The following is a 13,473-nucleotide window of genomic DNA, read 5'->3' on the forward strand; positions in this document are numbered from 1 at the left end:
ATAGCTGAAAACTTGACACTTTAATGTCTTTAATTGAAGACAAAAAAGGGAGCCAAACGGCTCCCTTTTTTGTCTAGCTCATTGTGTTACTTGCGATCTTGGTCGAAGTCGCCATGGAAATGACCATGATCTGCCACTTCACGTGACGCAGATTTGATCTTCTCACCAATACGGTGCTCGTGTTCATGATCATGTCCGTCATGAACGGCCAAGGTTCTCAGCGTACGAGTTTCTGGTGCTGCATCCTGTTGGTTTTTGTCATCAGCATACAGGTCTTCACTCATCGCATAGAAGGTTGCCACGTAAGCCAGTGCTCGCGAGTTCATCTCCATCGCAACGCTGTTGACGTTGTTGATGTCATCACACGCCTGGTGGTAACACTTATCGTAGGCGACATCCACTTCACCGCCAAACTGTTCTACTTCCTCTGCTGATTTGGTTTTCTCAGCACCGGTGAACAAGCCACCAAATGCAATGCCCCAGTCTGCAAAGCCTGAGTAGTCAGAGCGCTTAGACAACGCCTGAGGAACCGTCACTTCGTCTTTGTCAGTAAAGAACTCGTTAAACAGGCCTTCAATATGACCTGTGCCTTCCGGCGGCTCGAAGTCACCTGGGTAGGCGTTGTCAGGGCTGTCTTTGGTGTCAGATAAATCGCCATCCATGACGCCATAGATGTAGTTAGGTGACGCAATCATGTCGAAGTTGAGGTACATCTTAATCGGGTTGATTTCGAGGTAACGCGCTTCGACCATCTCACGCTGTTCATCCGTTAGCTCACTCGGGTCAGAAATACCCAACTCTTCCATGATTTGCGCTTGCGCATCCGCGTAGTAAGCGCCAAACACTTCGCCTGTGTAGTATTCAGAACCCACAAGGCCTGCTTCTTCCGCAGCCCACCAAGCAAAACGCACTTTATTTTTCTGGGTGACTGGCAGTCGCTTCATTTTCTTCTTGAGGCGGATGGCATATTCTAGAATCGCCGCTGAACCAGACCCGTTATCCTGAATACCCGGGCCCTCAGGTACAGAATCCAAGTGCGCACCAACCATCACAATTTGGTCAGGGTCACCCGCTTTGGTTTCAGCCAATACGTTTTCCGTTACCACAACTTCATCCTGTGTCTGGACAGACAGTGCTGCGGTAATCGCGCCCGATTCCAATGCGTCATACCAGCCTTTACCCAAGTCGTAACGCGCGCCAAACGCTGGAATAGTGGCTGCAGAGTCGCTACCTAAGGTGCCGTTAACCACACCTTTGCGCCCTTCGTCATTGCCTTGGTTGAAAACAATTACGCCTACTGCGCCAGCATTTTCAGCATTCACAACTTTGGAATCAAACGTACAGCCACCCCGCTGGATAACAGCCACTTTTCCAGTTACATCAACACCTTCAAAGTCTGAGGCTTCACAGCCATCGGTATCGTCATAGTCAGGCGAATCAAAATTAAAGTCGGGAGTAACAAAAGCGATGTCTGCACTAATTGCGCCATCTGAACTACCTGAATAAGACATGGCCGCATAGTCTGCTGGAATATCATCAGTCGCATCACGAACATGCACCAGTTGCTGTCCGTTAACGCTCAAAGTTGTGCCATCAAGCTCAACCCAACTACGGAAATCAAATTCCTGTAGGGTGACTTCATAGCCATGCTTCTCAAGCGTTTTCATGATGTAGTCTGCGGAATTCTCATAACCGTCAGTCCCTGCTGCACGGGTGATGGAATTACCATCCGGCGTTGGAACAGAAGCCGCTTCCAGCGCCTCCAGATGGTCAAACAGGTTTTTCTCTTTCATCGCTTTACTGACTTTGTTTGCAACCCACCTTGGATCTTCACAGCCTGCAAAGCCTGTTAGTAGTGCTGCACTCATTGCAATCACTACAAATTTTTTACCACTAACGTTGAATGTTTTCATTTGTGTCGTCCTTTTTAATTGACGCCATCAGTCAAACATTCACATCAATAATCTTCCAGAAAATCGCTTTATTAAACTTTTGTTAACGGAAAGGGTGTCACAATTTCTCACTGAAAAGAGAAAAAGCTTTCACTAGAAATATATGAACAGTTCAAGAGGCAGATTTTACTTAATAAGATAACACTGTAAGAAAAATAAATCAGCACTGCATTTTAGTTATTTATTTAAACAGACATCTTTATATATGGATATAACATTACAATTTCAACAAATTTAATAAACATCATAAAGCATTAAAATGCAAAATTCCAATTGGTATATTCACTTTCTGACGTTTATCAATTCTGACTTAAACAATTATCATACAAGATAAACTAGCTCTCTTTGTGCAACTTCGCCCGCATGATGTGTTGCGGACCAACGGGACCACCGAGGTAGAGCTCTCCGGTATCCTCGAATCCACCTTTCATGTAAGTCTGATAGGCGACTTCATTCTTACAATTCACAGTGAGATAAACCCACGTAAAAGTCTTAAATTCTTCACTAATTGAACTTGCTAATATAGAGACCGTCTTTTTTCCAATTCCTTTTCCTTGATACCGACGATCAATAGCAAAACTTCTGAGTCCTACCCCGGTATTATTTTTACCTAATACCTCCGAGTGAAAATCATTATCTATTTTGAAATATCCAACTAGAGTGTCACCCTTGGAAATAACAAACCTAACAATATTCGCTTCGGTATCAGAGACGAAATTTTCTGGTGACGCAGTAAACTTGACTTGTTCTTCTTCCAACAAGATAGCGAGCACGTCTATCTCATCTTCTTGTTTGAATTTCCTAATCGTTATCATTTTAAACCCTTTAATCTTATACCCTATATGAATATCAGAAGTCTGTGTTTACGTTTTATTTTTTACCTAAAAAATCTATAGACACTTGAAACCTTTCCATGCCGAATTCCTTCAGACTACTCAAAACTAGACCATACTTATTCATGAATAAGAAACCTGTCGGATTTACGAGAGCCAGCAGTGAAAGCCATTGAGTTCTCTCATTACCACGCACTCTCAGTGGTAACATTTTCAGGCTAACACGCATTTTTGAAGCTCAGAGTCGGTTTGATAGAAAACTCTCATAAAAACTTCAATCTTTTGCTCTTTAAACCACTCATGAAAAGGTTCCAATTCTTTCACTTTTGGAGCTGGTATTACGCGGCATATACGGACATGAAAGCAAATATATTCATACGGATACGACCCATTCTCTTCACGATATTTGGGTTTGCTATCAGCCACAACCTCTTTTTTGTCATGCTACCTATTCGCATGAAGGAAAACGGCTATCCGACAGCCGATATCGGTCTGGCAATGAGTATGTTTGCTGTAGGCGCAATTTGTGCCGGACTGTTTGGCTCCAGAGCAGTGCTCCGTGCCGGACACATTCGTGCATTTGCTTCAATGGCAGCGACGCTTTCCATCGTTTCTGTCGTCCACAGCTATACCACGGACATCGCCGTCACGGCCGCTTTGCGCGCGGTTGCGGGGTTTTGTTATGTAACCTCATTCATCACGCTGGAAAGCTGGCTGAATGTACTCAGTGACCGCAGCAACCGGGGGCGCGTTTACGGCACATATCAAATCTGCTTTGCTATCGGTTTCGGTACGGCACCTTTTCTTTTCAGTGCGTTTAATGAGAACGACCCTAGACTTTTTGGTGTGATTTCCGTTTTTCTGTGTGTGTCACTCATCATTATGTCGATGAGTCGCTTACCTGCACCCGAATTGCCCAAAAAAGCCGTTCCTATTTCACTGAAAAAGCTCTGGCAATACTCTCCTTCAGGAACATTGGCCTGCTTTTGTGCCGGATTAATTAACGCTGCCAGCGTTTCGCTTATTTCGCTTTACGCCTATAGCAAGGGCATATCTGGCATTTGGCTATCTTTGATTCTGGGTTCTTATCAAATGGGCGGCTTGCTAACTCAGTTTCCAACAGGTTGGCTGGCTGATCGCTATGACAAACGTGTCGTGGCATCAGGCCTTATGTTTATGGGGATTATCAGCAACAGTCTGATCGTATTGGATAACTTCTATCCCTACCCGATTGAAATTCTCGCAGTACTGTTCTGGATTTCAGGCGGTTCTGGCGTAGCCTTATTCCCACTCGCCGTCACTCAGGTGTTTGACCATATTGATTCAAAAGAAGCTATGCCAGCCACCAGCACGATGCAAATCTTACTCGGCGTCGGCGGTGTTATTGGTCCCATCGTAGCCAGTTTCCTGATGAACGAATTCAGCGTGGTTTGGCTGTATTACTACATCATTACTGTCCATATCTTTGTGTTTGTGTTCCTCATGGCACGAAAACTCTTTGTGCGCACGGAAACCCTGCCTGCAGCCTCGACCTTCAAGGTCAACGTTCAACCTCTGGGTAGCTCTAGCGACTATGACCCAATGATGGACTTCAAAGATATCGACAAGGCTAACCCTGAGCTCAAACTTTTGATTGCAGCTCTTGGGCAAAACCCTTCAGACCCTGGCATTTTGATTCGACTTGCCCTTCAAGGCTCCTCGCTTAACGCTAATGACGTAGCAAAGAATATTGTGCTTGCTTACCCGAAACGAAGTGGTGACATGCTTCGCCACTTGATTGAGCAGTTCCCCAAACGGCGATTGGAAGTAGCTTACTCGCTTCATGACCTGTTCATATTGAGGAAGGAGCGGATTAACAGCCTGCTGCAGGAAGCTTTGTTGGATGGCGCTTCAGAGGAAGAGGCGACGAAGATTAATGAGTTGTTGGACGACATCGCCAAGGCTAACAATAAGCCTGACGAAAGCGATGCCGCCAAAAAGCCCGCTTAGCGCTTTCGCGGGCAAGACATCAAGTTGAATGCTTTATCAAAGCAGATACCAAATTCATGTCGGCTTTGGTGCAGCCAAGTGTCTTTAAGCTCAGGATTGTTATCACGCATCCAGCGGATCGCTTTTTTAGCATTGAGACTGGCTGGCGGCAACTCAAATTGCTTGGCAAGCTCCAGCGTTTTATCGAAGTATTTTTCTGCCGTATCAAAGTCGCAAGCTCCATGCTTTTCCCACTGACCTTGTAGCAATCGCGTACCCGGGCTCATGCAGAGGTAAGGTTTGATGGTGTCCAACGGAAGAGGCTGCAAATCCCCTTTGCAGAATCGCGGATGTCCTTTGTTGTTACCAGATTTGTAGGCCTTTTCTGATTCTCCCCAAAGCCCATGAATCACCCAACCAAAGTCGTTGCCAGATTCACATTGAAAGCGGACGGAATTTTCACGACCTTTTCGCTTCATGGCTTTACAGAAGCCCGGCGAATTGGAGTAAACCAACAGGAAGAAATCGGTAGGAATGTTTTTGTTTTGGTAGTCGAGACGGTTGTCATAGCGCAGGTTGAGGTCAGAGACATCAATATCACAGCTTTCGAGAGTTAAAGCGTGAGCGCTTGTTACTGAGCCGAAGAAAAGCGCTAAAGCAGCAACGAGCGAAAAGTGTTTTAGTGAAGGAAGGAATCGAAGCACAACGCATACCCTGATAACCAATGGATGGCTTGAAAGATATTATGCTTCGTATCAATTGTCACATCAGAGCTTCTTGAGTGTCGCTGGCACGATAATTTTGTGCACTGGCCCAACGAAGAACATATATACCTTGCCGAAGGTGTTTTTAACGTGAACAACAGAGCTCGCCGTGACCGACGCTTTGTCACCGTGAGGTTCAACAAAGAATGACAACTTCACGTCTAGATGTTTATCTCTGTCTTCCATGATCACTTCTGAGTGAGATTTGTAGATCATTTCGAAAATGCCGACTTTATCACCCACCTGATAGTCATCTGCCGTTTTCTTAGGGTAAAAGTCATCGAGATTACCAAGGTGTTTTAAGCCCATCCTAGAAACCACTTCGTTGCGGATTTTCATCAGCTTGTTCACCCAATCTGGTGTGCTTTTCATCACCCGGAGATAGACCTCCATGGCTGATTCGCCCTGATAATCGATCTCTTTGGTGAAGTTATCTGCAAAATAGGCATTGTCTGAATAACGATGAAGCTCAGTGAAACCGGGGATTCCATCCATGATTTATCCTCTCTTAATGATTTGACGATTCGTCATTTTTTAATACCGTATCATATGCATAGAGAATTAGGTATGCTCGAATTCATTTCTGGTCACAAAAACCAGACGTGAAAAAACCGCAAACTATTTACGGTTTAGTGATTGACTTACCTGATGGTTACCATTAATATCCGCGCCCAGCAAAAAGAGAGCTATAAATAGATAATCTTTTCAATGGCTTAATAGATAGTTGTCAGCTTTTCCCGGTCAGTTTTTTTCTTTTTTAGTAAATAGGAAGACGACAAAATCTGGAATCGGCATGACTGCAAAAGCACATACTCACCTCAATACGAACTGGCAATCCAAAGCCATTTTTAGCGTCGCATTCTCAATGAAACGCTTATGGATAGAACATAATTTAACCACCAAAGGTCAACAGACCCTAGATGCAACCCCTAAAATTTGACCGATGGGTCAACACCAACTAGCTTTTATCCATACAGCATTCCATTCTCAAGATTTTGCCCTTCCAATTTATATTTTTCAGATAGTTACAAACAGGGAGAAGACGATGGAAAAGTTTATCCGGTGTTTACCTAAGGTCGAGTTACACCTTCATATCGAAGGCTCCTTAGAACCAGAATTGATGTTTGAGTTAGCAGAAAGGAACGGTATTTCAACGCCCTATTCCAGCGTTGAGGAAGCCAGAAGCGCCTATCACTTCCATAACCTTCAATCATTTCTCGATATTTACTACCAAGGTGCCAATGTCCTCATTACCGAACGCGATTTCTTCGATCTGACTTGGGCTTATCTGCTTCGCTGCAAAGCTGACAACGTCATGCATACGGAAATCTTCTTTGACCCACAAACCCATACTGAGAGAGGTATTGCCTTCGATACCGCTATTAATGGCATTTATCACGCGCTCCGTCAGGGCGAAAAAGAGCTGGGTATCACCAGTAGACTCATTATGTGTTTCCTCCGCCACTTATCAGAAGAAGCTGCTTTTGAAACGCTCGAAATGGCGAAACCTCACCTCAATCGCCTTGTTGGTGTTGGTCTAGATTCCTCTGAGCTTGGGCACCCACCGGAAAAATTCGAGCGCGTTTTTGCTGAAGCCAGAGCGCTTGGACTAAAAACCGTAGCCCACGCGGGTGAAGAGGGGCCACCTAGCAATATTTGGGATGCCATAAATCTGCTCCATGTCAGCCGCATCGACCACGGAGTTCAAAGCAGTGAGGATCCTAAACTCGTCAAATCTCTGGCACTTTCTCGAATACCACTGACTGTTTGCCCGCTATCTAACATCAAGCTTCGCGTGTTCGACAAAATGGAGGAGCACAACATTCTCACTCTTCTGGACCAAGGTCTTTGTGTCACTGTGAATTCTGACGATCCTGCGTTTTTTGGTGGTTATATGACAGACAATTTCATTGCCCTTAATAATGCACTGTCACCCAGCCTATCGCAGTTGGCGCAATTTACCCGTAACGCTATTGAGGCCTCATTTGTATCTGATGAGCGCAAGCAGGAAATGATGCAAAATCTGGACGACTTTTGGGATAAACACGGCATACACTGATTCCAATCAGCTTGGATACCCAAACAACCTGAATGAAAGGCGGGCTTGGCCCGTCTTGTCTTTCCTGAGGAGTCTCTATGAAAGCTTCAATCGCTGCCGTTTTAGCGCTGTTTGTTTCCGCTCCAGTCTTAGCGACCAGTCCACCCAAGCCTTTTGCCGACACTATTTACCATAATGCGCAGGTCGTTACCGTGAATGACGCTCAGCCTGAGGCTCAGGCGGTAGCGATCCTGAATGGGAAGATTTTGGCAGTCGGGGAAAATGCCGATGTGTTGCATTTAAAAGGCGACAAAACCAAGGTTGTCAACTTAAAGGGACTCACAATGATCCCTGGATTTATTGACGCCCACGGCCACGTGATGAATACCGGTTTGCAGGCGGTTTCTGCGAACCTCTTGTCGCCGCCGGATGGTCCCGTGACTGATATCGCGAGTTTGCAGCAAGCCCTTAGAAAATGGGCGGAAGTGCCTGTCAACAAAGCGCAGGACTTTATCATTGGATTTGGCTATGACGACTCCCAGCTTAAAGAAAAGATACATCCGACGCGATTTGATCTTGATAAAGTCTCAACCGACGTTCCCATCCTGATCATTCACCAATCAGGGCATCTTGGCGTGATGAACAGCAAGGCGCTGGACATGATGAAGATCACTGCGAAAAGCAAGAACCCTCCCGGGGGAATTATTCGCCGTGTGAAGGGGAGTGACGAACCCAATGGCGTACTGGAAGAGTCCGCTTTCTTTGGCGCTTTGATCCCGCTATTTTCGCAAATCAGCCCCGATGAAAACGAAATGCTATTCCGTGCAGGTATGGATTTGTACGCCAAATACGGTTACACCACGGCGCAGGAAGGTAGGTCCATGTCCGACAGCATCAAAACCATGTATGAGATAGCCCAGCATGACCCTCTCCCCATTGATGTTGTGGCCTACACTGACATTCAACTCGGTACCGAGACACTGAAAGCGCCCTATCTCAGCGACACCTATACTAACGGCTTTCGCTTAGGCGGCGTCAAACTGACGCTGGATGGCTCGCCACAGGGGAAAACTGCCTGGCTGACCAAGCCATATCTTATTCCACCAGAGGGCCAAAATGCTGACTACCGTGGTTACGCCATCATGTCTGATGAAGACGCCGAGAAGTATGTCGGCATGGCGATGGAAAACGGCTGGCAACTTCTCACCCATGCTAATGGTGATGCATCGATTGACCAGTACATCCGCGCAATAAAGAATGCGACAGCGAAATACGGCGTAAAAGAGCGTCGATTCGTGGCTATTCACGCACAAACTGCACGTGAAGATCAGGTTCAGGCGTTCAAAGACCTCAACGTTATCCCGTCGTTTTTCCCTATGCACACCTTCTATTGGGGAGACTGGCATGCACAATCCGTTTTGGGTGATGAACGTGCTGAGAACATTTCCCCAACGGGCTGGGCACTAGATAGAGGCATGATTTTCACTTCCCATCATGATGCGCCGGTCGCCTTCCCGGATTCGATGAGGGTCTACTCTGCAACAGTTAACCGCATTACACGTAGCGGTCGCATTCTGGGTAAAGATCAGAGAGTTTCTTCAATGACAGCTCTGAAAGCGCAAACCATCTGGTCTGCCTATCAACATTTTGAGGAAGACACTAAAGGCTCGATTGAAGTAGGCAAGGTCGCCGATTTGGTTCTACTTTCAGATAATCCTCTCACCATCGACCCAATGAAACTCGCGAACATTTCTGTTTTAACAACGATTAAGAACGGGAAAATCATTTATACCAAAGCCAACGACAAAACGGCTTTGGAAAGCTGTGCCAGTTCGACCAGATGCCAGAAACTCGCCTCTCATACTATGATGATTGCGGGCCTGATCCCTCATAAGCACTAGGCAAAAAAGTCAGAAAGCTGCAAAAACAGGCTGCCATTAATGTGCAGCCTGTTTCGTTTGGGTATAGGCTTATTGATAGGGGATAAAATAGCCGAGCATGATCCTGAACACTGGTTCCAGTGTTCACACACAGGGGTTTGCTATGCGCTTTACAACGACTTTGGAGAACGGACTTACGTTTCGAAACCTCCTCAATCTTGCACTGGCAGCATCGTCGGTGCTGTTTTCTGTTGTCTTTATTTACTGCATTTATCGACTTTTCCAGACCTATGACTGGGGACAGCCTTTCACCAAGTTTTTGTGTTTCAGTGGACTATTCGCGCTTTGTCTAACCCTTTTCAGGCATCGTCAACAAACTCAGTCCCTCCCCAATTTTCTGTTTATTGGTGAAGCCCTGTTTGCCTCGCTGGTTGTTATTGCCATTTTCTACCGTATGTTAAACGGCTATGGCGATGCCCTTTTCACCGCACCTACTGTAGACATTGGCTATACCACGGAGCACGCAGCGAGACTCTTTTTCCTCCAAGGTGAAAACCCTTACCTCAGTCAGGAAATCAACATCAGGCCAGAGCTCGCTGCCGAACACAGAGGCTTTCATTACGGTCCGGCAATGCTGCTTGGTTATGCACCTTCTGCATTTTTCCCGGGGGTTGGTTACAAAGTCATGAGTATGGTTTTTCTCGCCATTGCAGCTATTTCCATGTGCTTGCTTATCGTCGGCAACATGAAAGATCAAAATCGCTGGCAAGTCCGGAGCACTGTACTTGTCGCTTTAATGCTATTTTTCTTGCCGGAACGTCTTTGGTACGAGGTTTTCCAGGTTGGTGCGAACGACATCTATCCAGTCTCCCTGTTACTTTTGGGAATGGTATTCGCACAGCGGGATAAGTGGCTTTGGGCTGGTATTTTGATGGGATTATCGTTTGCCACCAAGTTCTCCCCTGCCGCTTTCCTGCTCGCCATGTTCCTTCGGAAAGACATCAGAATGATGTTTCTGGCAGGGTGCGTGATTGGTGTAACACCGATGATGGCATTCCTTGCATGGGATTACCAAAGCCTGATGGAGAACGTCTTCTTTCTCCGGTTTGGCCTCAACTATGACTCCACCAGTTTGTACTCCATTACACCACCAGTACTGCACGTACTGTTCCCACTCGCACAACTCAGTGCTTTGGTATATTTGCTGGTAAGAAACTTTGGACGGACGTTATCCACCGAGGAAACCCTCGTCTGCTTCACCTTGCTACTGATCATCATTGAGGTCACCTTCAAGGAGATCCACGCTAATCACCTGATTTGGTTTTATCCTCTGATTGCCTTCATCGTGGCGACTTATCGGCATAAACTGTTTCCGCAACGCTAGGTAGGGTCTGTTGACCCTACCTACTCTTCCTAAAAACAGAAGATCGCGCCTTTTTGGCGCGGTCTTTTTTGTACCCAATCCTACATAATCTGAGTGAATATTTTCCCGGATAGACTTGTCATTCTATTCAACAATATGAGATAACATCGCCCTGTTTTAAGCCAGCAAGCGCTAGCGGTTACGGATACCGCCACCAGATTTAGTCAAAAACTCTCTCCATAGCGCGCTAGAACGAAGACTCTCACTCATTACGGACGATGATGAGAACACAGAGGCTTTATGAATCAACTCATTTCCGTGGGCGCACTCGAATCCTTCCTGATTGCGATTTTCGTACTCTTCCTTGGACACTTTATTAACGCCCGCGTATCCGTATTTAAGAAGTTCAACATCCCTGAGCCCATTGTCGGTGGTTTGGTTGTGGCTGGTGCAATTACTGCACTGCATTTCAATGGTATTGAGCTGGAGTTTCATCTTCCGCTTCAGCACACCTTTATGCTGATGTTCTTTGCAACCGTCGGACTGGCAGCGAACTATACCCAGCTTCTAAAAGGCGGTGCGAAAGTCTTTATTTTCCTTGGTGTTGCATCACTATATATCGTGCTGCAAAACGGCATTGGTATCTCGATGGCGACTGCGCTGGGGCTAGACCCGCTGATGGGTTTGATTGCCGGCTCCATTACCTTATCTGGCGGTCATGGTACTGGTGCCGCTTGGTCTCAGACTTTTCAGGATGTTTATGGCTTGGAGAATGTGCTCGAGATTGCCATGGCATCCGCCACTTTTGGCTTGGTGATGGGCGGCGTTATTGGCAGCCCGGTTGCTCAACGTCTGGTTGAAAAGAATAAACTCAAATCCCAGTACGGCAACACCAACAATACGCATGAGCAATTCCCTGAACTGGTCACGTATAACGAGAATGAGCAGGACAAAGTCACCGCGAAAAAAGTCATCGAAACCCTGTTTGTGTTGTTGATCTGTGTGACAGGCGCAAAGTATCTCGAGCAGTGGGTCAGCAGTTTTGAAATCAGCTGGCTGATGATCCCTGACTTTGTTTATGCCCTATTTATCGGCGTAGTCATTACCAACGTTCTCGAAGTGACTAAAGTAGAAAAGCTGGATGTGGAAACCGTCGATATTTTGGGTACGGTTTCACTGGCACTGTTCCTTGCCATGGCGCTAATGAGCCTGAAGCTTTGGAACATTCTCGACCTGGCGCTGCCATTTCTGGCGATTCTGATAGTGCAGTCATTGATGTTGGCGCTGTTCTCCTACTTCATAACCTACAGAGTGATGGGCAGAAATTATGATGCCGCAGTCATTTCCAGCGGCCATTGCGGTTTTGGCTTAGGCGCAACGCCGACCGCCGTGATGAATATGGGTTCAGTGGTAAACCGGTTTGGCCCTTCACCGCAAGCCTTCATGGTGGTCCCGATTGTGGGCGCGTTCTTTATTGATATCGTCAACCTCATCATTTTACAGACAACGCTGACGTTCATCGGCTAACACAATCCCCGCTTTGGGCGGGGATTTGTCTATTCCTGACTGTCGCACTATTAGAAAAGCAAATTTGCACGACTGTGAATAAGCTTTTTGCATCATTCTTCCAGCGCATTTCGCTATGTCCCATTACCGCAGTTTTGCAATTCAACATTCACGGCTGCTTTATATGCTGAGGGTCGCATTGGTAATGGGATTAATCCTCGTGATTGTCAGACAGTTCAACCTTCCTTATGGTTACTGGGCGCTGATCACCGCGGTCACCATACTCGGTGCAATTCCCTTTGTTGGTGGTGTGGTATCCAAAGCAAACCAGAGAATTTGGGGCACGGTCGCTGGAGCCGCTGTAGGGTTAGCCCTTTTCCTTATCCCTCCGCAATATCATTGGACACATCACCTCGCTTTTTTTGGCCTACTTATCAGCACTATGTACTTCACGCAAGAGAAATACGCTTACGCTGCACTCATGGCAGCGATAACCATAGTGATCGTGGCTGGTGGTGGCCCAGCCGATTTTGAAGCGGCAGGCTGGCGTATTCTCAACGTTGTTTGGTCAGCAGTATTGTCGATTCTCGCCAGTCTTTATGTTTTTCCAGCCAGAGCTACCGATCAATTCATCTACCTACTTGAATCCTTTTGCCATCAATGCGGTCAGTTTTATCATCAACACAATGAAACCATGTCAGACAATACATTTGTCCCACAAAATGCCATTTCGCTGTCTAACCTGATTGAGAAGCAACAAGGCTTACTGCCACATGCCGCGAGAGAATCCGGCCCGTTAAAGCCTGTTTTGGTCTCTATTCTTTCCATAGAAAAACGCATTCATACCGACTTGGAAACCTTGATGAGCACAAACTGGGATAGCCAACAAGGGAAAGAGAAGATCGGCGATCTTGATGGATTGAAAACGGCTAAGGAAGAGTTAGCGTCACAATTTGATGCGCTGAGAGATGGCCTGGTGAACCGTGAAGTCAATATCTTGGATTCAGAATCTTTGCTCCTGATGAGCCTCAAACCCAAACACCAATTGTCTGACGATGATGATGCGAGTGACATCAGTTATTACGGTTATCTTTGGTTGAATCGCGAACTTGCTAGACAGTTGGTGCACCTTACCGTAGCAGGCAAGAAACTTTTCCAGTATCGATAAG

At 46.3% G+C, this 13,473-nt stretch carries 11 protein-coding genes; 7 read left to right on the forward strand and 4 right to left on the reverse strand.

All coding sequences use genetic code 11. The features are described from left to right. Positions 1-86: 86 nt before the first annotated feature. Both K6Q96_RS10395 and K6Q96_RS10400 read right to left on the reverse strand, forming a co-directional pair. Positions 87-1,913, reverse strand: a complete 1,827-nt coding sequence (locus tag K6Q96_RS10395) for a M28 family metallopeptidase (protein WP_251875560.1) — start codon at positions 1,911-1,913, stop codon at positions 87-89. Positions 1,914-2,287: 374 nt separating this feature from the next. Continuing rightward, the gene (locus K6Q96_RS10400) at positions 2,288-2,767 is read right to left on the reverse strand and encodes a GNAT family N-acetyltransferase (RefSeq protein WP_251875562.1); all 480 of its coding nucleotides are present in this window, start codon (positions 2,765-2,767) and stop codon (positions 2,288-2,290) included. A 375-nt stretch (positions 2,768-3,142) separates the two neighbouring features. On the opposite strand from K6Q96_RS10400, the gene K6Q96_RS10405 reads away from it, so the two are divergent. Beyond that, positions 3,143-4,774, forward strand: a complete 1,632-nt coding sequence (locus K6Q96_RS10405) for an MFS transporter (protein ID WP_251875564.1) — start codon at positions 3,143-3,145, stop codon at positions 4,772-4,774. Here the strand turns inward: K6Q96_RS10405 and K6Q96_RS10410 are convergent. Continuing rightward, entirely contained in the window at positions 4,771-5,457 is a 687-nt protein-coding gene (locus K6Q96_RS10410; protein ID WP_251875566.1) for a ribonuclease T2 family protein, read from the reverse strand. The two genes, K6Q96_RS10405 and K6Q96_RS10410, sit on opposite strands and share 4 nt — an antisense overlap. 63 nt (positions 5,458-5,520) lie before the next feature. Then, a complete protein-coding gene (locus K6Q96_RS10415; protein ID WP_251875568.1) occupies positions 5,521-6,012 on the reverse strand; it encodes a DUF2867 domain-containing protein in 492 nt (163 codons plus the stop codon). A 298-nt stretch (positions 6,013-6,310) separates the two neighbouring features. Between K6Q96_RS10415 and K6Q96_RS10420 the strand changes: the two genes are divergently transcribed. The 6 genes from K6Q96_RS10420 to K6Q96_RS10445 all read left to right on the forward strand — a co-directional run bounded on the left by K6Q96_RS10420 (position 6,311) and on the right by K6Q96_RS10445 (position 13,472). Further along, on the forward strand, positions 6,311-6,457 hold the full coding sequence (locus tag K6Q96_RS10420) for a hypothetical protein (protein WP_251875570.1): 147 nt from the start codon (positions 6,311-6,313) through the stop codon (positions 6,455-6,457). Between the two features lie 105 nt (positions 6,458-6,562). Then, positions 6,563-7,576, forward strand: coding sequence for an adenosine deaminase (locus K6Q96_RS10425; protein ID WP_251875572.1), 1,014 nt, complete (start codon positions 6,563-6,565; stop codon positions 7,574-7,576). A gap of 77 nt (positions 7,577-7,653) precedes the next feature. Then, positions 7,654-9,456: an amidohydrolase gene (locus tag K6Q96_RS10430; protein ID WP_251875574.1), complete on the forward strand. Its 1,803-nt coding sequence runs from the start codon at positions 7,654-7,656 to the stop codon at positions 9,454-9,456. 142 nt (positions 9,457-9,598) lie between these two features. Further along, the gene (locus K6Q96_RS10435) at positions 9,599-10,819 is read left to right on the forward strand and encodes a glycosyltransferase family 87 protein (RefSeq protein ID WP_251875576.1); all 1,221 of its coding nucleotides are present in this window, start codon (positions 9,599-9,601) and stop codon (positions 10,817-10,819) included. 279 nt (positions 10,820-11,098) lie between these two features. Continuing rightward, positions 11,099-12,325, forward strand: a complete 1,227-nt coding sequence (gene gltS, locus K6Q96_RS10440) for a sodium/glutamate symporter (protein WP_251875578.1) — start codon at positions 11,099-11,101, stop codon at positions 12,323-12,325. A gap of 163 nt (positions 12,326-12,488) precedes the next feature. Next, positions 12,489-13,472 carry an FUSC family protein gene (locus K6Q96_RS10445; RefSeq protein WP_256481717.1) on the forward strand — a complete coding sequence of 328 codons (984 nt, stop codon included), beginning with the start codon at positions 12,489-12,491 and terminating at the stop codon, positions 13,470-13,472. Position 13,473 lies beyond the last annotated feature (1 nt).

The organism is Grimontia kaedaensis (genome assembly GCF_023746615.1).
GTDB classification, from domain to species: domain Bacteria; phylum Pseudomonadota; class Gammaproteobacteria; order Enterobacterales; family Vibrionaceae; genus Enterovibrio; species Enterovibrio kaedaensis.

What these genes read in the sequence shown, in the direction of transcription:
- K6Q96_RS10425 (WP_251875572.1), top strand. Translation starts at nt 6,563, where the DNA reads ATGGAAAAGTTTATCCGGTGTTTACCTAAGGTCGAGTTACACCTTCAT.
- K6Q96_RS10420 (WP_251875570.1), top strand. Translation starts at nt 6,311, where the DNA reads ATGACTGCAAAAGCACATACTCACCTCAATACGAACTGGCAATCCAAA.
- K6Q96_RS10400 (WP_251875562.1), bottom strand. Translation starts at nt 2,767, where the DNA reads ATGATAACGATTAGGAAATTCAAACAAGAAGATGAGATAGACGTGCTC.
- K6Q96_RS10430 (WP_251875574.1), top strand. Translation starts at nt 7,654, where the DNA reads ATGAAAGCTTCAATCGCTGCCGTTTTAGCGCTGTTTGTTTCCGCTCCA.
- K6Q96_RS10395 (WP_251875560.1), bottom strand. Translation starts at nt 1,913, where the DNA reads ATGAAAACATTCAACGTTAGTGGTAAAAAATTTGTAGTGATTGCAATG.
- gltS (WP_251875578.1), top strand. Translation starts at nt 11,099, where the DNA reads ATGAATCAACTCATTTCCGTGGGCGCACTCGAATCCTTCCTGATTGCG.
- K6Q96_RS10445 (WP_256481717.1), top strand. Translation starts at nt 12,489, where the DNA reads ATGCTGAGGGTCGCATTGGTAATGGGATTAATCCTCGTGATTGTCAGA.
- K6Q96_RS10415 (WP_251875568.1), bottom strand. Translation starts at nt 6,012, where the DNA reads ATGGATGGAATCCCCGGTTTCACTGAGCTTCATCGTTATTCAGACAAT.
- K6Q96_RS10435 (WP_251875576.1), top strand. Translation starts at nt 9,599, where the DNA reads ATGCGCTTTACAACGACTTTGGAGAACGGACTTACGTTTCGAAACCTC.
- K6Q96_RS10405 (WP_251875564.1), top strand. Translation starts at nt 3,143, where the DNA reads ATGAAAGCAAATATATTCATACGGATACGACCCATTCTCTTCACGATA.